This is a genomic window from Nocardia sp. NPDC050435 (genome assembly GCF_040655395.1).
Lineage (GTDB): Bacteria > Actinomycetota > Actinomycetes > Mycobacteriales > Mycobacteriaceae > Nocardia.
This window is the reverse complement of the sequence record NZ_JBFAJW010000018.1, coordinates 1-26,975: the sequence shown is the minus strand read 5'-3', so window position 1 is coordinate 26,975 and position 26,975 is coordinate 1. Positions and strand designations below refer to the sequence as shown.

The 26,975-nt window shown below is 65.1% G+C and carries 21 protein-coding genes; 6 read left to right on the top strand and 15 right to left on the bottom strand.

Features of this window, described 5'->3' with window-relative positions; translation table 11 throughout:
• The first annotated feature begins 35 nt into the window (after window positions 1-35).
• Both AB0I43_RS38450 and AB0I43_RS38445 read left to right on the top strand, forming a co-directional pair.
• Complete coding sequence (locus AB0I43_RS38450) at window positions 36-1,217, top strand: AraC family transcriptional regulator (RefSeq protein ID WP_357433702.1); 1,182 nt, start codon at window positions 36-38, stop codon at window positions 1,215-1,217.
• Between the two features lie 567 nt (window positions 1,218-1,784).
• Window positions 1,785-3,122 (top strand): helix-turn-helix domain-containing protein, encoded by a 1,338-nt coding sequence (locus AB0I43_RS38445; protein WP_357433701.1) that lies wholly within the window; start codon window positions 1,785-1,787, stop codon window positions 3,120-3,122.
• An 11-nt stretch (window positions 3,123-3,133) separates the two neighbouring features.
• On the opposite strand, the gene AB0I43_RS38440 is transcribed toward AB0I43_RS38445, so the two are convergent.
• The 6 genes from AB0I43_RS38440 to AB0I43_RS38415 all read right to left on the bottom strand — a co-directional run bounded on the left by AB0I43_RS38440 (window position 3,134) and on the right by AB0I43_RS38415 (window position 9,749).
• Window positions 3,134-4,189 (bottom strand): hypothetical protein, encoded by a 1,056-nt coding sequence (locus AB0I43_RS38440; RefSeq protein ID WP_357433699.1) that lies wholly within the window; start codon window positions 4,187-4,189, stop codon window positions 3,134-3,136.
• Between the two features lie 355 nt (window positions 4,190-4,544).
• Window positions 4,545-4,874 (bottom strand): Lsr2 family protein, encoded by a 330-nt coding sequence (locus AB0I43_RS38435; RefSeq protein ID WP_357433697.1) that lies wholly within the window; start codon window positions 4,872-4,874, stop codon window positions 4,545-4,547.
• Between the two features lie 590 nt (window positions 4,875-5,464).
• Window positions 5,465-6,370: a hypothetical protein gene (locus AB0I43_RS38430; protein ID WP_357433695.1), complete on the bottom strand. Its 906-nt coding sequence runs from the start codon at window positions 6,368-6,370 to the stop codon at window positions 5,465-5,467.
• 12 nt (window positions 6,371-6,382) lie between these two features.
• Entirely contained in the window at window positions 6,383-7,258 is an 876-nt protein-coding gene (locus tag AB0I43_RS38425; RefSeq protein WP_357433693.1) for a 3-hydroxyacyl-CoA dehydrogenase family protein, read from the bottom strand.
• A 213-nt stretch (window positions 7,259-7,471) separates the two neighbouring features.
• Window positions 7,472-8,143 (bottom strand): alpha/beta hydrolase fold domain-containing protein, encoded by a 672-nt coding sequence (locus AB0I43_RS38420; RefSeq protein WP_357433691.1) that lies wholly within the window; start codon window positions 8,141-8,143, stop codon window positions 7,472-7,474.
• Between the two features lie 574 nt (window positions 8,144-8,717).
• Window positions 8,718-9,749, bottom strand: a complete 1,032-nt coding sequence (locus AB0I43_RS38415) for an Lrp/AsnC family transcriptional regulator (protein WP_357433689.1) — start codon at window positions 9,747-9,749, stop codon at window positions 8,718-8,720.
• Between the two features lie 121 nt (window positions 9,750-9,870).
• On the opposite strand from AB0I43_RS38415, the gene AB0I43_RS38410 reads away from it, so the two are divergent.
• Window positions 9,871-11,073 (top strand): M20 family metallopeptidase, encoded by a 1,203-nt coding sequence (locus AB0I43_RS38410; protein ID WP_357433687.1) that lies wholly within the window; start codon window positions 9,871-9,873, stop codon window positions 11,071-11,073.
• Window positions 11,070-12,395: an MFS transporter gene (locus tag AB0I43_RS38405; RefSeq protein WP_357433685.1), complete on the top strand. Its 1,326-nt coding sequence runs from the start codon at window positions 11,070-11,072 to the stop codon at window positions 12,393-12,395. The genes AB0I43_RS38410 and AB0I43_RS38405 overlap by 4 nt, the downstream gene beginning before the upstream one ends.
• A gap of 262 nt (window positions 12,396-12,657) precedes the next feature.
• Here AB0I43_RS38405 and AB0I43_RS38400 read toward each other — a convergent pair whose 3' ends face one another.
• A complete protein-coding gene (locus AB0I43_RS38400; RefSeq protein WP_357433881.1) occupies window positions 12,658-13,437 on the bottom strand; it encodes an SDR family NAD(P)-dependent oxidoreductase in 780 nt (259 codons plus the stop codon).
• A 320-nt stretch (window positions 13,438-13,757) separates the two neighbouring features.
• Window positions 13,758-14,381, bottom strand: coding sequence for a QsdR family transcriptional regulator (locus AB0I43_RS38395; protein ID WP_357433683.1), 624 nt, complete (start codon window positions 14,379-14,381; stop codon window positions 13,758-13,760).
• 372 nt (window positions 14,382-14,753) lie between these two features.
• Between AB0I43_RS38395 and AB0I43_RS38390 the strand changes: the two genes are divergently transcribed.
• On the top strand, window positions 14,754-15,644 hold the full coding sequence (locus AB0I43_RS38390) for an SGNH/GDSL hydrolase family protein (protein WP_357433680.1): 891 nt from the start codon (window positions 14,754-14,756) through the stop codon (window positions 15,642-15,644).
• Window positions 15,645-15,878: 234 nt separating this feature from the next.
• Here AB0I43_RS38390 and AB0I43_RS38385 read toward each other — a convergent pair whose 3' ends face one another.
• The 3 genes from AB0I43_RS38385 to AB0I43_RS38375 all read right to left on the bottom strand — a co-directional run bounded on the left by AB0I43_RS38385 (window position 15,879) and on the right by AB0I43_RS38375 (window position 19,435).
• Complete coding sequence (locus AB0I43_RS38385; RefSeq protein ID WP_357433678.1) at window positions 15,879-16,550, bottom strand: TetR/AcrR family transcriptional regulator; 672 nt, start codon at window positions 16,548-16,550, stop codon at window positions 15,879-15,881.
• A gap of 30 nt (window positions 16,551-16,580) precedes the next feature.
• A complete protein-coding gene (locus AB0I43_RS38380; RefSeq protein WP_357433676.1) occupies window positions 16,581-17,972 on the bottom strand; it encodes a hypothetical protein in 1,392 nt (463 codons plus the stop codon).
• Between the two features lie 1,307 nt (window positions 17,973-19,279).
• A complete protein-coding gene (locus tag AB0I43_RS38375; protein WP_357433674.1) occupies window positions 19,280-19,435 on the bottom strand; it encodes a hypothetical protein in 156 nt (51 codons plus the stop codon).
• A gap of 180 nt (window positions 19,436-19,615) precedes the next feature.
• Here AB0I43_RS38375 and AB0I43_RS38370 point away from each other — a divergent pair, with 180 nt between their 5' ends.
• A complete protein-coding gene (locus AB0I43_RS38370) occupies window positions 19,616-20,212 on the top strand; it encodes a DUF4265 domain-containing protein (protein WP_357433672.1) in 597 nt (198 codons plus the stop codon).
• A 548-nt stretch (window positions 20,213-20,760) separates the two neighbouring features.
• Here the strand turns inward: AB0I43_RS38370 and AB0I43_RS38365 are convergent.
• The 4 genes from AB0I43_RS38365 to AB0I43_RS38350 form a co-directional block, all read right to left on the bottom strand.
• On the bottom strand, window positions 20,761-21,096 hold the full coding sequence (locus AB0I43_RS38365) for a YnfA family protein (protein WP_357433670.1): 336 nt from the start codon (window positions 21,094-21,096) through the stop codon (window positions 20,761-20,763).
• Window positions 21,097-21,419: 323 nt separating this feature from the next.
• On the bottom strand, window positions 21,420-21,875 hold the full coding sequence (locus tag AB0I43_RS38360; RefSeq protein ID WP_357433668.1) for a MerR family transcriptional regulator: 456 nt from the start codon (window positions 21,873-21,875) through the stop codon (window positions 21,420-21,422).
• Window positions 21,872-22,561, bottom strand: coding sequence for a thioredoxin domain-containing protein (locus AB0I43_RS38355; protein WP_357433667.1), 690 nt, complete (start codon window positions 22,559-22,561; stop codon window positions 21,872-21,874). The genes AB0I43_RS38360 and AB0I43_RS38355 overlap by 4 nt, the downstream gene beginning before the upstream one ends.
• A 532-nt stretch (window positions 22,562-23,093) precedes the next feature.
• Window positions 23,094-26,975 (bottom strand): AAA family ATPase (locus tag AB0I43_RS38350; protein ID WP_357433665.1); only part of this gene is annotated, 3,882 nt, incomplete at its 5' end.

Here is a 26,975-nt window from a genome sequence, read left to right as displayed (position 1 = left end):
CCAGCACATGACCGACGCCCGCTCCGGCTGGCGTCATGGATCAAATATTTGTCGCGCAGAATCAAGTTGAGCCTGCCGACGTGCTGAACACTGGAGGATCGGACGATGCGGCCGAGTTCGGAAAGACGACGGATTACGAACCCGAGGTCGTGGGAGGAATAGTGGAGATCTGCCGATCCCCAGTCGAGGCCGCCCTTATCCGCTCAGCGGCTCTACGGGGATTTCGAGCCACCGTCGCGGAAATGCAGGCGGACGCCGAACAGTTTGCGCGGTCGGTCGGAGTGCCCATTCCGGCTCTGGACGCCGACGAGATTCCTATTTCGCCCGTGAGTCTCGTTGAATTGTTGAATCACGCCGCCGCGATACTCGAATGTCCAGACCTCGGTCTGCGAATAGCAGGGCGACAAGATCTCAGCGCGCTGGGGTCGCTGGCCACCGCACTGCAATCATGTGCGACGTTGGGCGATGCGCTGGACTGCGCGACGCGGTATTTATTCGTCCATTCTCCGACGATCGCTCTGGCAGTCGTGCCCGACCCCTACGGTGCCGCCGGAGTGGAAGCGTTGCGGTACAGCATCCCGGCCAGAGGCCGCAACGACTCGCAGGCGATCGACCTCGGCCTAGGGGCCATTCATCGTTACGCCCTGGCGTTGGCGGGCGGCCGCTATGGACTGCGCTCGGTAGAGCTGCCGCACCGACCAGCGGCGCCACTGTCGTCCTACGAGGAATTTTTCCAGGCACCGGTCCGTTTCGGTTGCAGCGCAGCGCTCCTGCGGGTGCCATGCAGCCTGCGGCGTCAGCCCATACCCGGCGGCGGCAATCGGCACCTTCGCGAACTCGCCGAAGCCTTGCTCATCGAGCAGCTGCCCACGAACGCGAACGCAATCCTCGCGCCCCGAGTCCGAGCGGCGCTTCACCATGGTCTGGGCCGGACACCGGTCGATATCGCGACAATCGCCTCCAGATTGAGTGTGACCCCGCGAACCCTGCAACGACGTTTGGCCGAGGAGGGTACCAGCTTCAGCGTCATTCTCGACGATGTCCGCCGCCACACCGCCGCCCGCTACCTCACCGACACGACAATGGCACTCTCGGACGTCGCAACCCGGCTGGGCTTGGCCGAACAATCGATCCTCACCAGGTACTCCAAGCGGTGGTGGGGAGTTACTCCAACCACGCTGCGACGCCACGGGACGCTGCCCCGGTCTCGAACGTGACAAGCCCTCTCTACGCACCAATACGCCATCCCCGGCCAGGGTCATGGCCCGCCTCGCCTGAAAGCCGATGGATCGGGGAGGCTGCTTGCGAGACGCGCGCCGAGCTCGAACCCTGCATCAACAGTGCAGGGCCACACCGCTTTTCCGCACGACAACTCGACAGACACTGCGGCCGTCGGCGGCGTGGCGGCGCGATCGCCGTTCCCAGCGCCGATGTCAACCGTCCCAGGCGGTGCGCGCGATCTTCAAGTCGTCCTGCTCAGCGCCCAGACAGAGGCGAAGCTGGTCGGGCGCAACCAGTCCCGGCGGTCGCTGCAGAGGCGATGCTCACCTCAGATCTCCAGCCGACCAGCGTGAGTCGAGCCAACCGCCTCGGGCACCCGGCAGGCATACAGCCGACCGCGCGACCACGCGGCACGGCGGAGGCAAAGCGAGCGATCAATGCCGATGCGAGCGAGACGAGTCCCGTCCTCGCGCGACAGTGCCCAGCCAATCAGAATCTCGCCGAGACCGGCTCGATGAGCCGTAATCGAAAACCAGATAGATCGATCTGCGAAAGGAGCCCCGATGTCCGTGGCCGATCCTTCGCATGTGGCCGTGCGCCCAGCGATTCATACAATCACTGCTGCACTCAAGGATGTGCGGACCCTGGCACGCCAGATGGTCGGCCACTTCCTCCAGACCGTCTTTCCTTGGAGCGCACTGCCACACGAGACAGTGCGGGGTGATCTCACGGACAACACTCGACTGTGTTTGGAACTCGCCGTGACGATGCTCGAAGAGAGCGACACTGCGGAGCTACGACCGCACCTCGAGGCCGCAGCAGCAGGCTGGGCGCGAGACGGTGTATCCATCGACGTCGTACAGCACGCAGTACACGAGGGTGCCAAGCTCGGTTTCGACCTACTCGTCGACGAGGTGGCCTCCATGGATTCCCACACGGTACAGCTGATCAGCCGTCGGCTCCTCGAGATCGTGGACATGCTCACAACCACAATCTCGCGCGCCTACGTCGGGGAGTTGGAAGCGGTTGCCAGCCAACACCACAGCGCCACCCAGACGTTGACCACCGCGCTGCTGGCTGGGCAGTCCAGCACGACTATCGCGCGCGGATGCGGAATCGAACTCTCGGACTCCTATCAGGTATTGGCAATTCAGATAGCTGCCGATCCGCAAGAGCAAGACCGCGCGATGGGCAGCTCGATTGCAGCGCGAGGCACACTACGTCGACTCCGATCGGTTCTGGCAACCCGGTTCGGCTCGTCGAGTCTGTACCTGCTCAGTGTCCAGGGCGGCACGATTCTGCTGCCCAGCGACTTGATCGGATTCGGCGACCTCGACCTTTTGATCGATCAGCTCGCCCAGGCGGCAGAGGCTCCCCTGTCCGCGGTAGTGGTGTCGGCCGGCGTCGATGAGATCCCGGAGGCAGCCGAGCGTGCCCACGCGACACTCGACATCGTCGCGCGGCTCCACGGAACTCCGAAGCTCCACTATTTCGACGATTTGGTCCTCGAGTATCAGTTGACTCGTCCAGGCCCCGCGCGAGATCAGCTCGCCACGCTGTTGGATCCCCTCGACGCCTACCCCGACCTCCTTGAAACCCTGCAATGCCACATCGGGAACAACCTCAATCGTGGAAAGACCGCGCGGCAGCTGTATACCCACGTCAACACGATCGATCACCGAATGCGGCGCATCGGAGATCTCGTCGGACTCGATACCAGCCCCGCGGGTGTGTGGTACATGCGAGCAGCGTTGGTGGCCCGCAGCTATCGACGCCACCCCGGCGTGCAGGCTCCCAAGTACCCCTACCCTGATCCCCGTGCCCGCACACGCTCAACACTGGAGATGGTGGAGCCCACGCGGGTCGAGAAGTCGCGGTCTGCCGCACGAAAGCCGTTGTGAGAGTTGTCGCCCTAACGGTCTTCCCACCGGTCGTCATCCCAGCGGTCATCGTCGGTCCCGCCGAACACCCGGTCCACTTCGGCATCTGTGGCATCGGTCTCGCCGAGATCGAGCTGGTGCACAGCCGCGAGGCTCAGGTCTTCCTCGTCCTCCAGCAGTAGGTCGCAGACAGCGCAGTGGAACGCTGTCGGGATCGCGGTCTGCTCCACGAAATATGCCACCGAGTGAGGAGAGTCGCTCGTATCGACTTGCACTGCCCCTCGTTCGATGTCGTAGAGGACCCACCCCAGGCTGCCGCACGCTGGGCACCTGTGATGGCGGGAGGTTTGATCGTGCTCGACCCGCGGAAATGAATCCACCTGCTCGATGATGCGAATGGTGTCGGCGGCGGTAGGCAGTGTCCACCGCGCCGCGAAGGTCTTCTTCGCCACCACGATGGCCTGCTGAAACGCGGACAGGATGCGCACCTTCCGCAGGCGCAGGATCTCGTCTGCACGCTCGAGGTATTCGTCGGTCCAGAACGAAGCCCAGTCCCCTTGCTGACCGAGTTCGCTCTGAAGCTGGGTCATGATGTCGATGAAGCGGACCAGCTCGGCTACGGCCAGTTCATTCGCTTCCTCACGCGCAAAGCCCATGTGCACAGCCGAATCCCGCACTCTTACGGGCTCGGTCAGCAGCGTGGGTTTCAACAACTTCCACGCCGGAAGCCCCCATGCTTTCGCCATCTTCGTCAGCGCGTCGAGCGCTTCGCCGGCTCCCACGGTCTTCATATCCGGCAATGTCAGCGTCGGGTCGAGCGGTCTTCCGGCGAGGGTAAGAGCCGTCTGGGAGTCCGACTGCTTGGCTCGGAGCAGCGCGATATCGACGGAGGCCAGAATCGCCTTGAGCATGAGTTCGGCCGCGACCCCGATCGAGGTGGCCTGGTCGAGCAGATCGAGCGGTCCGGTGGACCCCAGAAGGTCCAAAGCCCGGCGGGCATGGATGCGGGCTGTATCCGAGAGCGCTTGCGGGAGATCGGAATAGACGGTGTCACCGACTGCCATCGGCCAACCGAACTGCAGTGCCATCGTGAGCTTCTCCGTATCGGGACCAAGACGTTTGTGCCTGCCCAGGTCGCAGATAGCCTGGCGCGTTGGCTAGTTCACCAGATTCCCATCGGTCGGCGATAGCTATTTTCTGCCGGATGATCTGTGTCCGCTGAGCCGTCGCGGGGAGGCAGCAGCCGAGGCTGGCTGGCGTCGTCAGGTGACTGGATCACAGTCGACATCGAGTTCTCTATTTTCCTGGTGTATTGCCTGGAACGGCATCGGCATCGACACCTCGGAGCCGTGATGCGCAGATCGTCCGGGTTGGAGCTTGCATGGCGGCTGGCGGTGGCCGGGACGGACGGCGACCGAGCGGCGTGGTTTCTGGACGGGGCGGCTAGCTGTTGGCGGCGGTGTAGGCGGCTGCGAGATGTGACGGAACGCGTCCGCGGCTGGCGACGGCGTGGCCGTGTTCGCGCGCCCAGGCGCGGACGACTGCGGCGTGGACGCGGTCGAGGTCCGAGTGGTTGGCCTTTGTGCGGGGTGATCGGCCGACTTTGCGCGCAAATGGGGTCCACTGCTCGAAGAATGCGCGAAGCTGCTTGGCGTTGAGCGACGACAGGTCTATCTCGTATGCGGCACCCTCCAGGGCGAACGACACGGTTTCTTCTGCCGGGGATCGGCCATCATGGTCATCGACTACGGTGACAACGACTTTGCGTGCCATGTTGAATGCCCTCCGGAGTCGGCGAGACGAATACCGGCGAACGGTAGCCGACTGCGTGCTTGTGAGCGCTAGCTGGGTCCGTTGTCGCATGCCGAGCCGAGCGCCGCTCACCCCGGACGGGTTGCCTGCACCGAAACCGAACCGGCCGACGATGTCGGCTCTGGTCTGCCTCGGTTCGATGTACTCGGTGTCTACCTATGCCGACCTGGGAGATACGGTGCGCCGGGGGCTGAACGGCCGTGACCGATCCTGTCGGTGGGCGATCGGTTGGCTCGCCGTTCTCGACAAACGCCAAGCCGATGGCGTAGACCGTCAACAACGTGACGCTATAAGTCAAGCGCCCTCGGGCGTGCCCATGCAGACTGAGCGTGATCGGCCCGTAGACCTCACCCGTTGCCTCCATTCCCGCGAGGAATTCGTCCACCCTCGCATCGGGGAGGTGATCGTGGTGGAGCCGGAAGGCACACCCACCCTGTTAGGGGGCTCCCGCGGTTGGGCGGAAGCCGTGTGTGCCGGCGGCTCGACAATGGAGGTCGGACACGCGCTCGCGTGTCCGACCTCCCTTCGAAGACGAATGAGTGGTTCCGACTTCAGAATTCGGCCAACGCCAAGCCGGTGAGTGCGCCTCCCGGCCGCGCGATCACCGTGTGTGTGCCGGCGATGAGGTCGACGAGCCGGACGGCGCCCCCGAGATCGCTGACGTAGAACTGCGTGGCGCTGACCGCCGCGAGTCCGATCGCTTCATGAAACCCGCGAGCCAGAACCTCCACAGGGCCGGGCTCGGGGACCAGCGCGCCGCGGTTGAGGGTGTTGCCGTCAGGTTCGCCGCCGCGGTCGGTCCAGAGCAACTTTCCGTTCGCGGCGTCCAGTTCCAGATCGATTGGCTCGGGTAGGTCCTGCCACAACAGTTCGATGTCCTCGCGAGCGTAGGGATCTGCGCCTGTTGGAAGATCCAGCGGTACTCGAAAGATTCGGCCGTCCCCAGCTTTGGGTGCGCCCTTCTGTGTCCAATACAGCAGTCGCTGTACGGGATCTAAAGAGATCCCGACCGGCCAGTTGCGTACGATCCGGGCATCGTCGGGGCCTCGGCCGGTCACAACCAGGGGATGAAGATCGGCGCCGGAGAGATCACAGGTCAGTACTTGCATGCCTTCGCGGTCACACCAGTACAACCGACCGGCGGCGAAGTCCGCCGTGATTTGCTTACCGGTGGTGAAAGCCCCCTGCGTCACGATGGTCGTGCGGTTGCGACCGTCGAAGTCGACGCGTTCGATCATTCCGTTGCGGTCGAAGAACGTCAGCTCACGGCCGGAGGGAGGATGTTGGTCGGGCACACCCATGCTGGTCCAGTAGATGTGACCGTTGTCCTGGTCGACAACGATGCCATCGGGCGCTGCGTTGAGGTCCTGGACGATGGTCCGTACCCGGCGGCTGTCCAGGGTGACCGCGTATATGGCGCCCGCTTGGAGACCGAGCGCGAGTAGCTCAGTGGCCATGATCCACCGACTCTATTCCTGGTCGCGGTCGGGGTAGTCGTCGTAGAAGCCGGCGCCCGATTTCAGGCCCTTGCGGCCCTTGGCGATGTAGTCCTCCAGGACCGTCTGTGGGCCGTGAGGAAGGCTGGGATTGTCTTGGGCGTAATGCTTTTCGATATCCAAGACGACGTCCAGGCCCACAACATCCATCATCCGGAAGGGGCCGGCCGCGGTACCGAAGTTCAACGTGTACATGGTGTCGATGTCTTGGGGAGTGGACACACCCTCGTGGACAACTTCGAGTGCTTCGCGCTTGATCGCGGCCCAGATGCGATTGAGAATGAACCCGGTGCTTTCCTTATGGCAGAGGAAGGGGTGCAGACCGAAGTCAGGAAAGCTTTTCAAGACGAAATCGATGACCTCCTGCGCGGTGTTGCCGTTCGACATCACATCGAGCACTGTCGAGGAGGGCGGCATATAGAAGTGCGTGTTGAGCATCCGGTCGCTGGTTCTGAGCCCCTCGGTGAACAGCCGACTGGCGTACGAGGAGGAATTGGAGGAGACGACCGCATCCGACGGGCAATCACGGTCGAGTTGGGCGAAGATCGACTTCTTCAACTCCAGTCGTTCGGGGACGGCTTCGACCACCAGCCAGGTGTCGGCCACCGCTTGGCTCTGCTCGGGCTCGTAGGTCACCTCGCCCGGCACCCCGTCGTCGACGCTCGACGTGACTTCCGCCAATTGGCCCATTGCGAAATCCACTGCGGCCTTGCCCTGGGCAGCATCGGGATCGGTGATGCGCACCGTACCGCCCCGAGTGGCGAACATCAGGGCGATCCGCCGCCCGAGTGTTCCCGCGCCGACAACGGCGACAGGCCGAGTACGGTAGTCCTCTGGAATTGCGGCCACTATCCACCCCTCGGTGAGTGCGTGTTGTTTGCCTACGTCGCGCAACCTGAATGGAGTGAGCCCGCGGCGTACATCGCCTGGAAGCCTAGCCGTAGGATTCTCGAATCCGAGCCCCTACAGCCGAGAGTTACTCAACCGCAAACTTAGATAGCTCGAGATGATATCTGTCGAGTGGACGAAACCGGGTGCGATCTGAGCGGTCGGGTAGCGCGTTCATGATCGCGCCCCGTTGATCAGCGCCGCCATTCGGGTCAGTGCCCGTCGGGATTCGGGCAGCCAGACCAGCGCGGGGAAAACATGGAAACCGCCTGGATAGCAGGCGACGCTCAGGGGCCACGCGCGTTCACGGGCGCGTGCGGCCAGCAACCGCGCATCCGGATGGAACAGATCCCGGGTTCCGATAATGATCTCGACCGGGGGAGAATCTGTGTAGTCGAGATGAACTGGGCTGTACTCGGGCTCGGTGGGGTCGGACTCGCCCGTCCACCATCTGGCCGCTACGCGCAGGCCGCCGGCATCGAGCATCGGATCGGAGGGGGCGACGGAGGGAATGTCCGGGTTGGACAGTGTCAGGTCCAGCCATGGGGAGATGACCACGACTCGTGCGGGCGGGATGAGGCCGGAGTCCGCCCACTGCTGGGTCAGGCTCAACGCCAGGTTGCCGCCCGCCGAGTCACCCATGACCACCACGGGCGTTCCGGTTTCGGACAGGGTCCTGTAGAGCGTCGTCGCGAGTTTCCATGCCGCGTCCGGCGTATGGTCGGGAGCGAGACCGTAGGCGGCGACGACAACAGGCGCGCCCGTGCGCCGCACGAGTTGGTGGATCAGTCGCCAGTGTGAGCGCGTGATCGGATGGATGAAGGCGCCGCCGGGCAGATACAGCACCTGCGCGCGCGACCTGGACCGTATATGCGGCTTCGGTCTGAGAAACCACACGGGCCGACCGTCGACGCGCTCACGTCGCACATCGACATCCCGCATTATTCGCCGCGGGGGCTCGGCGGGTCGGCGGCGGCGCAAAGCCGGCTGGTCGTGAACGTTGAGGTTGCGTAGATGAGCGCGCCTGCCGGTTATCCGGATCGCCCAGCACGCCAAGCGCATACCGATGCTCACGGTGTTCTCCGCAGCGAGTTATCAGTCCGCAACCCGTTTCCTGGGGTCATCGGCAGAGGATATGCCATAAACGGTTGGTAGCGTTTGACCGTAGACGTCCACCGTTCGACCAATTGCAACACAACCGGACTAATCGCGAGCGGCACCGCCGCTCGGGCCGCGAAGCGCGACCGGGCGCCTAGGTAGCGGATCGGCAGCGGCGAGTCGATGTGATCCCGCGCGGCCCCGAGCCATGCATCCGGGCCATGTCGTCGTGAGAACCTCGACCGAAGCCGAGGTCAGTGTCCACGCATTTCGACAGCCCAACACGGGCCGCCTTCCTCAGCCTGTTCGTGGTTGGGGGAAATCACGATGTCGCAAAAGGTTCAGTTACCAGGTAAGGGACGATCTCCCCCGAGGCTCGACCGTCGGGCTCGAGAATCCAGCCCATCCGCTTCTTAGCTTTCACGACGATCGATGTATCGAGTATCTCGCCTGCCGGCATCCGTGCTTCGAGCCATTCCTGGAACGACAGGATCTCGCTGATCGATTCGATCCAGATGGTGACGACGAAGTTGGCCCGGCCCGCTACCGACATGCAGGTCCGCAGGCGTGGCTCCCATCTCAACTGATCCAAAAGGTCTTGGCGGTCCGCGGCCGGAGCACGGCACCAGAATGTAGCCGTGACGGGCCAGCGCGTCATAGGCTGCGCGATTTCGCATCGGAACGATAGCGCTCGGGAACGCAGCAGCGCGCCCATGTGGCGACGGACGGTGGAGTCCGGTTTCCCGATCTGTTCGGCGACGGTCTTCGCGCTGGCACGGCCGTCGCGAACCAACGCCTCGGCGATCGGGAGCTCGGCCGGTGACAGTGCTCGCATGGCCGCGGTGCCGAGGTGGCTGAGACTCATATTCAGCCGACGCAGGCGCTCGATCTCCGCAGGGTCGAGAGCATTCAGCCGCCACCGGCTCGCCTCGACGTGAGAGCGGGTGACGATATGACTGGTTGTGTTCACCCCGCTCATAGTCGCGAGATCACCGTGCAGAAGTTGGCCGAAGTCCTCCAGGGAGGCGGCGATGACGGTGATCATCAGGCATCCGCGGGCGTAATAGGTGACATGGACGGCTCTGCGTTCGGCAGTCAACAGCCCAGCGATGTGGTCGAGCGTCGGGGTAGGCGCCTCGATCTCCAGCAGCGCAACGACGTGGTTGGGCATGGTCGCGGGGTGAGGATAGGCCGTGATCCAGGCGAGCCCCGACTCGGTCAGCCGGGCCCATCTCTTCGCCAGCGTGGTCGGCGTACTGCGCAGTATCGAGGCCAGCTCCGACCAGCTGCCGCGAGGACATATCTGCAGCGCATGGATGAGCGCCAGATCTTGCTCGTCGAGTGGTTGATGCACGAAATGTTGTCCCTGAGCCTAGATATTGATCGAATCCAAAAGTTTTCGCCGATTCTGCGGCGGCACGCTGAGACTGTACGCCACAGCACTATCGCCCGCGCGCACGAATCGGATACAGCCAATGAACCTGCTCGAAGATGCCCGAGAATTGACGGAGACCCTGGTGACCTTCCGCCATGACCTCCACCGCGAGCCGGAGACAGGTTTACATGTCCCTCGAACTCAGGAAAAGGTGCTCTCGGGCCTGGAGGATTTGCCTCTGCAGATCTCCACCGGGACTTCGACGACCTCTGTCACCGCGGTGCTGCGCGGAGGTGCGAAAAGCGACGACGCTCCGACGATCTTGCTACGCGCCGACATGGACGCGCTGCCGATCGCGGAGCAGACCGGACTCGATTTCGCTTCACGGAACGGAGCGATGCACGCCTGCGGCCACGACATGCACACCGCGGCCCTCGTGGGAGCGGCACGCCTGCTCGCCCACCACCGCGATCAACTCGCCGGTGATGTGGTCTTCATGTTTCAGCCCGGTGAAGAAGGGTGGAACGGAGCACGCATCATGCTCGAAGAGGGTGTCCTCGAAGCGTCGGGGCGGCGTGTGGACTACGCGTACGCGATGCACGTGATGTCCAATCGGGTCCCGTCCGGGTTGTTCGTCAGTCGTAAAGGGACGATCATGTCGGCTTCCCATCACCTCGATGTCACTGTTCTGGGGCAGGGCGGGCATGGCTCCGCACCCGACACCGCTCGAGATCCGATCGTCGCCACGGCGGAAATGATCATCTCGCTGCAGACTGCGGTCACACGCGAATTCGACATCTTCGACCCGGTCGTGGTCACAGTCGGCATGATCCGCGGCGGAGTCGCACGCAACGTGATCCCGGATACCGCCGGGTTCTCCGCGACAGTTCGATGCTTCACACCCGCGGCCACGGCGCGATTGGAGGCGGTGATACCCCGAGTATTGAAAGGCGTAGCGCTCGCACGCGGGGTGGAGGTCGATATCGACTTCCACAGGGAGTACCCGCCCACGAACAACAACGGTGCCGAGGTCGAGTTCGGCGGTAACGTCATTCGCGAATTGCTCGGCGAGGAGCGCTATTTCGAGGCCGAACACCCGAGTAACGGTTCGGAGGACTTCTCACAGGTACTCGATGCCGTGCCGGGAGCCTTCTTCGGTCTGGGCGCCTGTCCGCCAGAGCTGGACGCCACCGCGGTCCCGCAGAATCATTCCCCCCGCGCGATGTTCTCCGATCATGTTCTCCCCGAAGCCGCAGCGGTATACGCGGCCTTGGCGATCGAACGCGCGCGGGTGGCGCGATGACGGCGCACGCCCGGTCGACGAGCGGATCTCCGAACGATCGCGGCATCGCGGCTGGCTCAGGCAGTCGCAAGCCGTTGATAGCCGTGGGCGCCGGCAACGCCATCGAATGGTTCGACGTCAGCTGCTATGCCAGCTTCGCGGCATTCTTCGCTCCCCAATTCTTCCAGGGCCCGGACAAAGTAGCCAGCCTGCTGAGTACCTTCGGTGTTTTCGCCGTCGGCTTCATCGCCCGACCCATCGGTGGAATCGTCTTGGGGTGGCTCGCGGATCGAAGGGGACGGTCGTTCGCGATGCTGCTTTCGATCGGCCTGTCCTCCTTCGGAAGTCTTGTTATCGGGCTCGCTCCGGTGCAGGAATCGATCGGGGTGCTCGCCGCGGTGCTGCTGGTAGGCGCCCGTTTGATACAGGGCTTTGCTCACGGCGGGGAAATGCCGGCGTCGCAGACCTACATCGCCGAGGTAGCGCCCACTCACCGGCGCGGGATGTGGTCGAGCTTGACCTATATCTCAGGCACCGTGGGAATCATCGCCGCGGCATTGCTCGGAGCAGCGCTTACCACCGTTCTCGGCGAGGACCAGATGTCAGATTTCGGGTGGCGTATCCCGTTCCTGCTCGGCGCGGCGCTGGGCGGAGTCGCTTTTTACCTGCGCACCAATCTAGCCGAGCCCGTTGCCTTCACGAGTCGACCGGAAAGCGTCGAAAGCGAGACACGAGGTACTTTGGGGCGCAATCTATATCGCCATCGCCGCACTCTGGCAATTGTTGTTGCGCTGACTGCCGGTGCGACAGCGGTGTACTACTCGTGGGGCGTTTCAGCCCCTGCGTACGCCATGAGCGCATATGGTGTGCCGGCGGCGGGGGCGATGTGGGCTGGAGCATTAGCCAAGGTCGTGTTTCTGGTCGCCTTACCGTTGTGGGGCCTGCACTCGGATCTCGTCGGCCGCAAACCGGCACTGGTGAAGGCGACCGTCGCGCTGACGCTTCTGTTGTTTCCGCTCGCATGGATTTTGCAGGGCGGGCAGTCGTGGCAACTATTTCTCACGATGGGTGTCGCTCTTGTGTTCATTGCGGCGGCCAACGCGATCGGGCCCGCGCTGTTCGCTGAGATGCTTCCGACCGAGGTTCGAGCGGTCGGCATCGGACTCCCGATGTCGCTGGGAGTCGCGATCTTCGGAGGCACCGCGCCATTTCTCCAGACACTGGCAACGAGCCGCGGCGTTCCGGGTTTGTTCACCGCCTACACGGTGCTGCTGCTCTGCGTCTCGTTGGTCACCCTGGTGTTCTTTGTTCGTGAGACCAACGGCCGCGACCTTTCCGGTTGACACGGCATCGCCCGATCGGGTGGGGCCCGACTCCGTGCGAACTGGACTCCACCCGATGCTGTCGACCTCCTCGGCCGGGCGCAACGCCCTTCGGACCCGCGGTCCCCGCCGCCGTTACGATGTGGCCGAGAGCCGTTGCGGCAGCATCGCGCGAGTGCCTCATCGCAGGTCGCCGCAGTAGACGGTCGAGCCCTTCACCCGGTCGAGCGCTCGTCCACCTGCTCTGGGCCGAATCCCCTGATGATCTCGGTGGCCGTCCTTGCTAATGAAGCGTGGACACTCCGCCGTCGACAGGGATTACCGCCCCAGTGATGTACGCGCTGGCACGGGCGGACAGAAACACCGACAGCCCCGCGATGTCTTCAGGGCGACCGATGCGACCCAGCGGCAGGTGCGCGCCGATCGACTCTGCTCCGCCGGCAAGCAGCCCGGATGTCATCTTCGATTCGAACAACCCTGGCGCGATGGCGTTGACCAGGACATCAGGGGCGAATTCGGCGGCCAGATGGCGGGTGAGCATGTGTACCGCAGACTTGGAGGCGGTGTAGGAGAAGTTGTTCATTCCCCGGACCGGGGGCCGCAGTCCGTCGATACTGCCGGTATTGATCACCCGTGCAGGATCCTCGGGAGTCGAGGCCGCGCGCAGCAGAGGCAGCAGCGCCCGCGTGAGCAGGAACACCCCCTTCACATTGACGGAATACACTTTGTCCCAGGCGGATTCCGGAAATTCCTCCAGCGGTGCACCCCAGGTCGCGCCCGCGTTGTTGAACAGCAGATGCAGAGCTTCCTCCTGACCGGCCAGGTGCGACGCCAGTACCTCCACGCCGGTGGAACTGCTCAGATCCGCGGTCACGGTTTCGACTGCTCCCAACGGCCGCAGTTGCTCGGCGGCTGCTTCGAGTTCCGCGGTCTTGCGACTGGCGAGGTAGACCTTGGCCGCCCCCGCTTCCAGCAGTCCACGAGCGATCATGACGCCGATACCGCGCCCCCCGCCGGTGACAACTGCGACTTTGCCTTCGAGATCGAACAACTCTGTACCCATGGCGGATGACTCCAGTTCTGTCTGATTCGGCCCTGCCAGAAGCGGGTGGGCCATCGAATGCGCCTCGCTGTGGGCGCGATCGAGCGGATCGCGGACTCGTGCCGCACGCGCCAGCAAACCACAGCAGTCTGCGTTGCGCCAGCGCTCGACTCACCGTACTTCCCCCGCGCCTGGGAGTGGACCGGGATGCGAGTGAGGTCGAGAGAGTTGACCCGGAACCAAACCGACTAGACGAATCAATCGCTGTAACAGCAGGTTTCGTCAGGTCAGCTTTCCGGGTGCCGTGAAGCGAGCTGACTGGTCGTTGGGGGACGCGATCGCTAGGTCAGAATAAGCGTCAGGATCTCGAGGGCATCGTCGGTCCGCACATCGAGATCGGCGATCGAATCGTTGTAGGCGAACCCCTCGAGCAAACGCACGGTCGCGTAGGCCAGCAGGCCGGATTCGGCCCGCAGCTCGAGTCCGGCGCGCTCGGCCTCCTCCTGGAGCAGGCGTTCGACCTTTGCGACGAGTCGCTGCTGATATGGGCCGCTGGTCAGCAATCGCAGGGCGAAGTGTGTTTCGTTCCGAAGGAAAGCAGCGAGCGGCGCGAAGGATGTGAGCACTTGCAAGTAGGAGCGGGCGGTACCGAGAAGCCGGGCGACGCCCTCGAGGTCGGCATTCGTAGTCCATGCGGCCTCGACCGCGGCGTCGGTGAAACTCCAGATGACGTCGATGATCAGTTGCTCGCGCCCGCCACTCCAGCGGTATAGCGTCGTTCGCCCGACCTCGAGGTGAGCGGCGAGCCGGCGCATGTCGAGCTTTTCGGAAGCCAGAAACACCTGCCTGGCGGCATGGAACGCGGCCGCCGGTGTGGATCGGCCGGGCGTTCGCATCTCACGGAGTTCAGATGCCGCGCGGTAGGCCAGGGAGGTTGCCGGCCAGTTCATCTCGCCCGCAGCCACAGGTGCAATCTACACCAGGATGAGGACACTTCGCACCTATGCCCTTGCCGGTACATATCGCTGATGTGTACCGTCTGGGCAGTTCGACGACGACAGGACAAATGGATGCGCGAGGCTTCGCAACGCGGCGGTGCCAGCCACTCGACGACAGGGCTCGAGGCGGCCGCCGCCGCAACCGCTCGCCGGCATTCTGCGGTGACGTTCGGTAGCCAAGGATTGCAGGCCGGGTCTGGGGTCGGTGATTGCTTTTTCCGATCGGCCGATGACGCGGACACTCTTCCGAGCGGGCGATCACAGCCAGGTTCGGCTGAATCGTGCGGGATCAGGCGCGGTGCGCGGCAACACCTTTCGGGAAATAGCTCGGATGCGGCAATGGCCACTGCCAGTTTCTCCCGGATGTCGGGTCTGCGCAGGCTGAGTGTGGTTGTCTTCGCCACCGCTGCAGTCTTCGTAGCGAGCGCGGTTGCCACTGCCGCCCCACCGCATGGGCACGAGCCCAGTCCACACGGCGCGCAATTTGTGGCGCTGGGTGATTCCGGTGCCGCCACGACGGGCAAGATCAGTCTGGATTTGCACGCGCCGATACGGTGCATGCAGTCGACGGTGAACAGTCCTAAGCTCGTCGCCGCGCAGCTGGGCCTTGTCCTGGACGATCGCAGCTGCAGCGGCGCGAAAATTGCCCATCTCGCCACCTCCCAGGCGGCCGGGATCGCGCCCCAGTTCGATGCGCTCGGTCCGGCCACCAAGGTCGTCACGCTGCACATCGGTGCCAACGACGTGCCGACCACCCGCAACCACGTCGAATGTCACCTCGATTCCCTCGCCGCGGGCGACTGCGCCACCGCTGCCGCGGCCTGGCCCCAGCGAACCGAAGCCATCGCCGGTGCCTACGGCGCAGCACTGGACGAGATCGCTCGGCGAGCGCCGGAGGCGCAGATCTTCGTCGACGGATGGCCGACCTATGTGCGTGAGCAGTCCTGTCCGGCGGTCCTGCTCACCCCCGGGGCAGCGACGACCGTTCAAAGAGGCTACGACCTCCTCAATTCCCTCGTTGCGCGGGAAGCGACCAAGCGTGGGGCGATTTACATCGATACCCGGGGCCCGGGTATCGGGCACGACGCTTGCGCCCCGGATACCGAGCGTTGGATCGAGCCCTTGCTCGCAGGCGACACCCTGATGCCCTTCCATCTCACTCCACTGGGGATGCGAGGGGTCGCTGACCTCATCGCGTTCAGTGTGCGGACTCACCTGACCACCCGTTGATGGCGGTGGCATGCCTCCAGGGATGCCCGGCCCCATGGTGTTCCTACGCCTCCACGGTTCGTCTCCTCAGCCACCAGCCGGCCGATACCCCCGGATCCACCGGGCCTTTACTGCCTCGTCCATCGCCGACAGCTCGGTTGGAAAGAAACACCGCCATTCGGACATCGGGGCACTCAGACGGCTCACCTTGAAGACCGATGACTATTGGGTTTGGGTCGATCCGACCGGCGCGGGTCATCCGTCTCGAAACAGATCTTGAATCCATGGCTGCAGATCGGCGGCCAGCCCGGAAAAGTCAGGGAACTGTTGGCAATCGAGGGCGTCGGAGGCCAACTGCCGGGTGGCGTAGACGACGCCGAGGTAGGCGCTGGGAGTGAGCCGCTCCGGGATCCCGCCCGGAGACTGGGATTCCACGATTCTGTGAAGCGCATCCGCTATCAGCTGCAGTGCGTTGCGGCGTCTATCCCGTGCCTGCGCACCCAGAGCGTCGATTTCGACCTGGTAGGCGCGGGCGACGACGAGGTCGTTGGCGAGAGCGTCCAAATATGCACAAAGGAGCGCTGCGACGATTCGTGCCCGGTCGTTGGTCTGGGGCTGTCGGGTGGTCAGCATGGTGAGCACGACCTGGATGAAGCGGTCGTAGCCGGCGAACAGGCACGCGTCCTTGTTGGCGAAGCTGTTGTAGAACGAAGCCAGGGAAACACCGGCATGGCGCGCGATATCGCTGGGCTTGAATCCGGCATATCCACGCGCGGCGAGCAATTCGGTGGCGGCGCACAGGACGCGTTCGCGCTGCGCGGCGCCGACCTGCTCACGCGAAAGGGTGTGCCTTCCTCGCGGCAGAGCGGGGGAGCGAGTAAAGAACACCCCGTCGCGGACACGTTCGATTGCAGGGGAGCCGGTCACGCTGGAAGCGTATCCGGCTCGCCCAGGTCATCAGCTGCGCAGTTGCTCGGCAGGGACGGTGTCGAGGCGGCCCAGCAGGTCGGCGGTCCAGGCGAGTTCAGCTGCCATCCGCGCCGGGTCCAGCTTGTCGAGATGACCGTTGGGTGCTTCCGCGCACAGATATGTCGGACCGCCGATGTAGGCGATCGAGGGGATGCCGGCGGCGTGTAAGTCCCTGCCGACGCCGAAGAACGTCGTGCCTATCGGACGCAGCAGACCCAGACGGCGCAGGTCGACATGACGGGTGGCCTCGATGGCGGGCTCGACGATGCGGGTGGGGCTGTGAAAAGCGACCGCCGGCTCAACCTGGCCGGTAGAGCGGTAGCCACCTGCGTCGTCCACCCACTCCGTGGCTCCGAAGTGCTCGATGGTGAGTGACGCGACGGAACGGGCGACGAGGTCAGGGTGGGCCTCGAGAAATCCTTTCGTCTCAGGAAGGCCGGGACCGAAATGTCCGGTGACAGCGCTGAAGATGATGTCACGATTGCGTCGATCCGGGCCCAAGGCGTCAAGGTACTCAGCCAGACGTAGCTGGGCGAGTACGCCGTTTTCCTCGAAGGCGTTCATTCCGTCGGAGTGAGTGTGCACAATCAGCGCCTCGCCGCCGCGTCCGCTGCCGCGCAGCACGCCGATCAGACTGTCGGAACTTCTACGCTCGACGGTGGCCTGTAGTTCCAAGGTGGCTTGAGCGCCGTCACGCGCGGCCCGGCGCAGACGTGCACCTTGCTCGCGGTCGACGATCAGCGCGGGCAAATCCTGGTATAGGCGCGTGAAGGGGGCGACCTGGCCGAGCGCATTGGCAGGGTGAGCATCCAGTATCAGAATCGACGCAACCGCACCGGCCTGCCGGAAGGCTGTCAGCGACGTCGCGGTCAACAACGTCATCCAGACCCGGGAGTAGCTGTCGGAATCGCTGACGGTGTGCCCCGGGTCATGGCGATAGCTCATCAGCGAGTTGAACATCCCCACTGTCAGCGGCGGGACTGGATTCTCGACCACGACAATCCGATTCGTGACCCCGCCCGGCACGGCGGCGAGCAACCTGGCGACCGCCGTGTCGACGTGGGCTTGGATGGATTCGAGGGTGGCGTTGTGGGAGATCTCATCGACGGCGGGCACGACCAACGGCGCGAGGTAGGTCAAGGGCGCGGTGACGCCCCCCGCGGCGGTGGCTCCGGAATTCGGGTATGGAGCTGCTACCGCCAATGCCCCCGAATCGGCTCCGGAGGTGATCGTCAGTGACGTGTGTCTCGGCGTCCACTTGTCGAAAAAATATCGGTCACGGTTCACCGTTACCGCGTGGCGCTCGAAAACTTCCTGCATGTGGTCCACCAGAGTGGCATGTGCACTGCTGCCGGGGTAGCGGGGTCCGAGGTCGACCATCGCTGCAACGTCTCGAGCGAGCGCGGAGGCACCGGCAAGAGGCGGGTCTGCGGCTGCTCGCGGCGCCGATGTGACCCCGAGGCCCGCCGCAGCGACTGCACCAAGTCCCAGAAATCGTCGCCGAGACACCGCTGCCTCTGTCACGCCCTTACCAATATCTGCCACCGCCACACCGGCCTCTCTCACGGTGCGGCGGTTGGTGCGTCTACGGACCAGTCGACCGCCGCACCCGCAATAAGTAACGAATAGTACATAGATCCTGGCATGGCCGGGCCGTTATCCCAATGCCAAACGCCGCTGCGAAAAGTGGCGCAACCACGATTCGGTGGCGGGAGTGAATCGGGCGGTCGCCCGGGGTTCTGGGGGTGCCGGTTTTCGTCGGACCCGCAGCTGTGCCCGGCGGGTGGTTGCTGAATGCCGCCGACCAGCAAGGGTGTGGACGGCTGACGCGAGAGCCCGCGTGTGGATGTTGGGGGCGAGCGACTATCGGGTTTACGGAAGTCGGTGATTGCCAGCAGCCAGCATGAGTCCGTTGACGGGGCCCCTGCTGATTCAGCAGTCCAAGCGGTTGTCGGGGGCGTGCGTCCCCCGACACCCGTGCAGGTCGCAACTGACTTGTAGTTGCGGGCGCAATTTAGCACGAGCACCAAACCGGTGGCAGAAGCGAGATGAGCGAGAGCGTTGCATCCGGATCACCAGCCCGAGACCACGCTCGCCCCTATTCCTCCGGCCCCGGGTCTCAGCCGAAGGCGTCGATCGTTCGACCGTGACGCCAGTTTTCCCATGCCCGGTAGATGGCAGGCCGCGATGGACCCCCTACAACGAGGATGGCATAGGCTTTCCTGAAATTGATCGCGTCACCGGCACCGATGCCTGCGTGATCGCACCAGCCGCGCGTAACCGATTGCCTCCCAGCACATCACCCGAGCGTCCAACAAACCGTCGATCCCCTGCCGCCACTCCTCGAAGGTGGGTACGCGAGCCGATCCTGTTACGGGGCGTGAGGAGGTTGTCATTTCAGGCTTGTCGAGATCGCTCACCGCGCCACCTCCGGGCCCCGGCGCAACGGACCCAAATCGATCCCGACAGCGGCCATCTCTTGACCGCTGCGGGCGACACGTCGCAACGACCTGCTACGCATTCCCGTAGGCAAGCCCATCTATGGAGATCTTCCACAACCGTCGGCACCGCCACTCGGCCCTCGGCATGCGGTCTGCGATCGAGTACGAGATGATGCAGTCGTCCATCCAACCCGGGGCCTGAAGTCCAGTATCCCGACTCCATTAAACCGGCAGAGCATCATCGCGTCAGACATTTGGCGGCAGTCGACGAGGACGCGTCCCGCTCTCGATGGCCAACCGGCGCAGGTTGAATCGAGCCACGGCCCGGCTGATCTGGGCGCGCAAATCATCGGGATCGCCGCCGAGCGCTGCGACGGCTTCACGCATGTTGTAATCGTCCATACGGGCAATGACGGCGCATCTCTGGGGCCACCGAGGTTCCGAGGCGGTACGGCCTGGGGTTTGGGCAGCTCAGCGGTGATGCGCGCCGACGGGGTGAATCACCACAGCTGTCGTGCACGTGATCCCAGGCCGAACTCCCGGCATCTCGGAGATAACCTCGCCGGCAGCGGACGCACGCTCATGCCGATTGCCGTGCAATTTCGCGGCTCGCCGATGCGCGTGATCGGGATCGACTCTTCGGCCGGCGATCCCCTACCCGCGGCTACCCCTGGGCGCGCACCTGAAAAAGGCTGGCTCATGATGGACAGTGTGGGCGAGATGATCAAGCTGTGGTTCGAGTTCGTCCCGCGCCCGGGATGGCTATCGCAGGACACCGAGGGCATCTGGGCGAAAAAAGTTGGTGCGGACACTGCTGTCCTGATGAATGCGGCATTCCTGCAGGACGGGGTAGCCGAGGGAGACGTTGTCCGATTCAGGACAGATGCGCAGGGGCTGCATTGGGCGCTCGAGCGGGTCAGCACTGCGGGCAACTGTACTGTTCGGGTCTTGCCGATTCCGTCGGGACCGTTGGGGCGCGATGCCCACGCGGTACACCAACGACTCGCGGTGTTCGGATTGGGCGGCGAGGTCTTCAGCGATGACTTCCCATTGGTTGCTTTCACAGTGCCCGCGGACGCGGATCTTGCCGGAGTCAAAGCCCTACTCGGGCAAGGTCAAAGCGATGGTTGGTGGCATTTCGAAGTCGGCTGCGGTACTTCAGAGTGGTGGGACGCCTGATTCGCCGTGACAAACGGGTTGCGACACAGCTCGCCTGGGCACAGTGTGTTCCCGCGATTCTGAGGGCTTCGGCGTTGAAGACCGAACGTCGGCATCTGCCGATTTCCGGACGCGGCCGAGCTCCGGAGATGATTGAGCACATGACCGAATGGCAACTCCAGGTGTCCCTTGCCGAGTTACGCAGGTCTCTCGACTTGCTGATGGACCACATCGAGGCAGTCACAGCCGGAGACACAGTCGGATTGGACCAAAGGACTACTTCTGGGCGGTTCCGAGGGATGAGCTATACGAGGTCGATCGCGCCCCAGGCGACTTGACCATTGGCCAGCTTTCGTGGTCCTGGCAGCACACCCGAGATCTGTTGGCCGAACCGGATACCGCGGTCGGGCAACATCTGGTCTGGTTGTCGGAAGTGCTGCGGGCGGTTGGGCACAAACTGCCTTGAACAGGCGTCGGCCGACTGCACTGTCATGCCGCTGATCGCTCGCACGGCGCCTCCGCCGCCGGCGAGGTTGCGGGCGCACTCTTCTGCCGATTATGGGATGGTGTCAGACCGGACGTGGGGCGTACATGATGATCGCGACACCGATCAGGCAGATCAGCGCGCCGGTCACGTCCCAGCGGTCGGGCCGGAACCCGTCCAAAGCCATTCCCCACAACAGCGATCCAGCGACGAAGACACCGCCGTAGGCGGCGAGGATGCGTCCGAAGTTCGCATCGGGTTGCAGGGTGGCGACGAATCCGTAGAGGCCCAGAGCGACGATTCCGGCGCCGATCCACGCCCAGCCCTTGTGCTCGCGCACGCCTTGCCAGATCAGCCAGGCGCCACCGATCTCGGCGACCGCGGCGAGGGCGAACAGAAGGATAGAGCGTAGAACGATCATGGTCGGTGAGCCTACGAGATCACCGACCCGCCGTAGCGGGCGTGCAGCCGCAACTGGCGCTGGTCTCGGTGGCTCCCTTCGCGCTGGTAGCGCTGCGGCACTGTGGTCCGCAGCCTCGGGCACGACTGCGTCGCCGTGTCCAGACCAACCCGGCGACACCGGCGATGATTAGTGCGAAACCCACCGGTTCCAGCCATGACGCACTCAGCAACGCCACACCACCGCCGGCGAGGCCGAGCGCAGCCAGCAGCGGCGCCAGACAACACGCCACGCAGATCGCGGCACCGGCTCCGATCGAGGCCCACCACCGGCGGGCGCGACTCTCAGCAGCCACAACGACCCCCGCCCTCGACCGCTCGGGTGGAAGCCTCACCGGTGAACGGCACAGGGCAGCACGGTGATTCACTGCACACGACCAGGTCGTCGCACCCGGCCGCCAGCGCCGCGCGCAGAGTGTGGCGCACCGCGGTGAGTTCGGCGAGCTTGGCGTCGATCTCGGCCAGCTTGGCCTCGGCACGGGCCTGTAACCCCGCCCCGGGGCGGTGCTTGGCTCCGAGTTGGGTGGCTTCGAGTAGGTCGGCGACCTCGTCGAGGGTGAACCCGAGTCGCTGGGCGGCTTTGATCACCCGCAACACCGTCACCGACTGCTCCGGATAGAGGCGGTGCCCTCCCAGCGAACGGTCCGGTTCGGCCAGCAGACCGCGCCGTTCGTAGTAGCGCAGCGTCTGGATGTTGACTCCGGCAGCGTCGGCGAGCTGACCGGTCCGCAGCCCGCTCACGCCAACCTGCCCGCGCTCGCTTGGGCGGCCAGTCCGTCGAGCACCTCGGCGCGCGCGGCCGGAACCTCGATGTTCATCCGCACCAGATCTGTTCCCGCCGAGGCGAATCCGAAGGTGAAGAACGAGCAGCAGCCCGATTCCCGCGCCGCCAGCTCCCGCGCCCGGGACTCCGCAGCAGCGTCGAAGTCCAACCGCAACAGGGTCGGTGAGACCCGGTCCATCCCACGCAGCGCGTCCTGGAACAGCGCGTCGAACTCGGCAACCCGCAGCGGCTGCTGCTCGGTCGGCAATGTGCACGCATCCACGGCCACCCACGACTGGCCCAACAGGTCGCCGGTGCTCGGCTTCGATGCACCGGCCACGTCGGTGACCCAGTTTCGCAATGCGTCCACAGGTTGCGCCCCGGTCAGCTCGGCGACGTTGGCGCCGTCACGGAATCCGATCAGCGTCGGTGTCGAGGAAATCCCGTAGCGGGCCACCGCCGCGGGGTTGGTGTCGGCGTCGATCTTGACGAACCGCACCCGATCGCCGTACTCGGTAGCCACCGCTTCCAGAGCCGGGGCCATCCGCCGGCACGACCCGCACCATGGCGCGAAGAACTCCACCACCACCGGACCGGAAACGGCGAGAACAGCGGCTTCGAATTGGGCGTCGTCGATCGCGCGAATCGTAGATTCGACGGTCATGACCTGCACCTCCTACCTCATGTGAGCCGTCTGCGGGCTCCCTGCTCCGAGGTTAATCCTGTACCTAGGTACAGGATGCAACCCGAAAATGTGCCGCTGTCATCCGCCCGAACATCCTCTTCTGCCGCTTATCGAGCGGTAGCGGACAACTCCGGACAGCTGCACCGCCGAGCGGAACCGTCGGTGCGGCCGAGCCCGTCAAAGAAGCATGGACACATCCGAATTCGACGCCGACTCATGGGACGGGTACACCCCTGACGGCCTGTTGAGCCAATGCCAGAAGTGGCAAGAGTGGATGGACGGGACGTACTTCACCGCCGTTCGACCGCCGAACTGGGAGCCCTGGCCCGAAGAGCTCAGGTGACCCTGTCGCACACCCTCAGAGAACCGTTGCAGAACAAGCCTCCGGATCAGCGGATGCAACGGTGCGCTACAGGCTTATGACCCCTGGAGAACGCGGGAATCGGTGGGCGCGTTTCGCGGGACAGATGGTTGTCCGCCGTCTGTCCGGAGCGGGTTCGGGGTCCGTTTGTCAAAGACCGAGCTCGTAATCAGGGCCGGGGAGTTCGGCCTGCAACTCGATGTCGTCGCCGAGTTCGGTGGTGCGTTCGGTGAGTGGGTGGCGCACTGCGTGTTCGCGGGCGGCCTGCTCCGGAGAGAGCCGGATGCGGCGCTGGAGCTCGGTTTCGAGGTCGTCGAGCTGGTGTTGGAACTCATCCACGCGCGCGCGGTCCACGTCGTCGGTGACATAGCCCCGGCGTGCTGCGGGGGCGGATGGTGTCGGCTGCGTATCGAGGATCTGCTGCCATCGTCGCCGGGGACCGGCGATCCGTTCGGCGTCGCGGCGCGCCATGCGGGCCGCGGCGCGGGCGTCGTTGCGGATGCGAGTGGCCTCGGCGTGTTGCTGTTGAGCGGCGGCGATCCGGGCCGTCAGGTCTCGGCGTTGACCACGCCGATGGCCTCGCGTGTTGTCGAGTGCTGCGCGCAGGCCGGCGAGTTCGGAGTCGGCGCTCCGGTGTGCACGCTCGGCGGATTGCAGGGCGTCCTCGGCCTGGGTTGCTTGGGTGATGAGGTCTTGCTGTCGGTGCAGGTGTGCGCGTTCCTCGGCTGGATCGGCCGTTGGTTCGGTGTAAGGGGCGAAGAGGAATTCGTCGGTGGCCGACATCGCGATCCGGTGCGCGAGGTCCTCGATCGATTGACGCAGGTCGGAATCACTGAGCAGCCCGAGCTCGTCGAGCACAGGATCGGGCTGCGGGAACGGGTCGTTGCGGGCGACCCAGTCGGTGATCATGGCGCGGGTGACGGGGCTGCCGACACGCCAATCCCGCAGCAGCAACGCACGCGTTTCCGCAGGGGTATGGGTGGCGGCGATGTGGGCGCAGCGGGCGCGGATGACCTCGGCGGGTTCGTGGTCGGGGACACCGGGCACGTTGTCGACGCGGCATTCCGCACACAGGCCGTCGTCATGGCGTGGCCGGATGCGTGTCGGAGTGTCGATGTCGGCGCGCTCGATCCCGCACGAAAAGCACGGCAACGAGCGGCTCTCGGCAACCGCGGCGCGGTCGTAATCGTTGTCGTATCCGCCGGGGTCACGGTCGAGATCGCGGCGTGGGTCGTGGCGGGCGGGGTTGCGATACGGATGAGCGAAGCCGTCGGGGTCCGGGTCCTCGGCGGGTGCGTCGTCCACGGTATGGCGCTGTTCGAAGTACTCGCTGACCAGCCGTGTGGAGTGCTCTTCCTCGGGCGCCGGTCCCGTGCGTGGTGTCGGGGTGGTGGTCGGTGTGGGGTTGTCGCGTGCGGTTTCGTGGCGTCGGCTGCGCTGGTATCGCGGCTGGTCGGGCTCTGTCGGGGGTTGGTAGACCTGCGGGTCGACCCGCGGTGTGCAGGCGTCGATCAGCGCGCGGTGTTCGGGGAACCGTTGGGCCGCGTCGCGTAGCCGGGCTCGGGCAACGGGCCAGGCGTGGCGGTAGAGGGTTTCGGCGCAGCGGGTGATGATGTCGCGCTGCTCGGCGGTGGCGGCGGCGGTGAGATCGGCGAACCGCAGTCCTGCGGCGCGGATGTGGCCGGCTTGGAACAGTGCGGCGATCTCGTCGATGCCGTGACTGAGACCGACATCAGGATGGCGCGGCGCGCGATGGGATTGATCGGGTGGCGGTTCCGGCGGCGGATCGGGTTCGCGTTCGTCCGGCAGTGGGGGTTCGGGGATCTCCATGGGGGTGGCCTCGCTTTCGGTGGGGAAGCCGGGATCGGTACCGGTGGAGCTGGATTGGGGGCGCAGGAGCGCATCGACTCTCCACGCGAGCGCCGCGGCGAGTTGGTCGGGGCGCAGCGTCGTTTCCGGGTCGGGTTGCGCGCCGAGCAGGAGTTCGTGCGCGGTGGCGAGCAGGTCGTGCGGGTCCCAGCCGTGGGCGATTCCGTGGTCGACGGCCGCGACCAACCGCGACCATCCACGGTCGGCGACGACCCGTTCGGCGGTGTCGGTGCCGAGGACTTCGTGCAGGGCCGAGGTCCAGTCCGGGCGGAACCCGGCGGGGGTGTCCAGGGCGGTCGGGTCCAGTTCCAGGCGCGCCCACAACGCGGCCGCGGGCATCTCGTCGGGCAACGGACGCTGGGCGGCGGCTTCGGTGAGGCGGGTGGTGATGTCGATGCCGGCGCGGTGGGCGAGGTCGATCTTCTCGGCGAAACTGGGCCAGTACGGGTCGGTGGTCAGGCGGGGCTCGAGGGTCTGGGCGAACTGCGACCATTGGTTGGCGGGGCGGTTCAGGTCGCCGACAGCGGCGTTGACGCGGGCATCGAGTAAACGTTGGTGATGGCGTTCGAGCCCGATGTAGCGGGGCGGGCCGGTGGGGCGTAGGTCGCGGTCCTCGACATGCAGGCTCGCCCGCCACACCGCCAGCTCGGCCAGCAACCGCGGATCGGCACCCGCCAGCGGGCGCGCCCAATACGGTGCGGACGCCGGAGTCCAGTCGCGGGCTCGGGTGCGGATCTGGTCGGCGAGCTCGGTGACGATCCGCGCCCGCGCGCGCAACTGGGTGAGGTCGGTGCCGGTGTCCAGACTCTCGGGCAGCCCGCGCGCCCAGGCCAGCGGGCCGTGCCCGGCGGAATGAGCGCCAGTGGAATCGAGCCGCCAATCCAAAACAGCGGCCGCGTCGACGGCGGTATCGAGTTCCCGGACCGCGGCGGCGGCGTGTAGGGCGGCGACGGGATCGTGGCCCAGTAGCGCGATCGTCGCCAGGTGTCCGCGCAGCACGGGGTAGGCCGGGCAGTCGGTGAGACCGCAGAACACGGTTTCGGCGGCCTGATCGAGGCGGGCGAGTTCGTCGGTGCCGAGCTCGGTTTCGGCGGTGAGCGCGAGGGTGTCGAGGTAGATGTCGAGGGCGCGCCCGATGCGTTGGACGGGGTCGAGGGCGTCGCGGTGCTCGGTGTGCGCGGATTTCTGGCGGCCGTCGCGCCCGAAGACCCGCAGCAGAACCTCGACCGCGGTGCGCGGAAACAGGGCCGGCTCGGTGTAGATCGCACCTTCACCGCCCTCGAGCGTGGTGGGAACGTAAGCGTGGTTGGCGTGCACACCACGCGTCATCGCGACATAGATTTGCGCCAAATTCTCGAACCCGGTGAGCACGACGTGGCAGGTATCAGCGGTCACGCCTTGCGCGGAGTCGATGGTGGTCGCATACCCGAGCCGCACGTGGGCGCGGACATAGTCGGGAGGAAGGGTTGTCGTGTGGCCGAGTTCGCGGCCCGCGCGCAGGTGGGTGACCGTCAGACTTGCGTCGCCGCCGATCCCTGCGACGATCCAGCGATAGCCGTTGCGGACCCAATCGGTGTCCGGTAACCGCAGCTTCGGATCGTTGCGGCGGGTGACGATGATGTCGCCGACCGAGGCGCCCAGCTCGTCGGCCAGTACGGTTTCCGGACCGAATGGTGCATTCGCGCGTGCGAGGCGATCGGCGCGGGCGCGGCGGTTGAGCGCGTCGACGATTTCGTGGGTCGGCGCGAGCATGATCGCGTCGCGACCTCCGAGGTGATCGGCGATCCAGCCGGTGTAGGCGTCGTCGGCCACGGTGGCGGCGCTGCCGGAGTGGACGCGGCCGTGATCGAGGTAGAAGCCGAGCGCGGACGGATCGCCCTCGCGCAGCAGCAGACTCGCCGAGGCTTCCCCCGCGGAAGCGAAACGCACCACGTGACTCAAGGTCAATGGGGGTTCTCCGGTGGCCTCGCTCATATCGGTGTGCGCGCCGCCGGCCTCGATCGAGGACAGCTGACGGGGATCGCCCAGACAGCGGATCGTCGCGTCGCGGGCGGCGAGGAACTGCAGCAGCCGCAGGCGTTTGCGGTCGCCGAGTTTGACGTGTTCGTCGACGATCACCAGCGTCGTGTGGTCGATCTGGAGCACCCATTGCGGCAGCGAGGG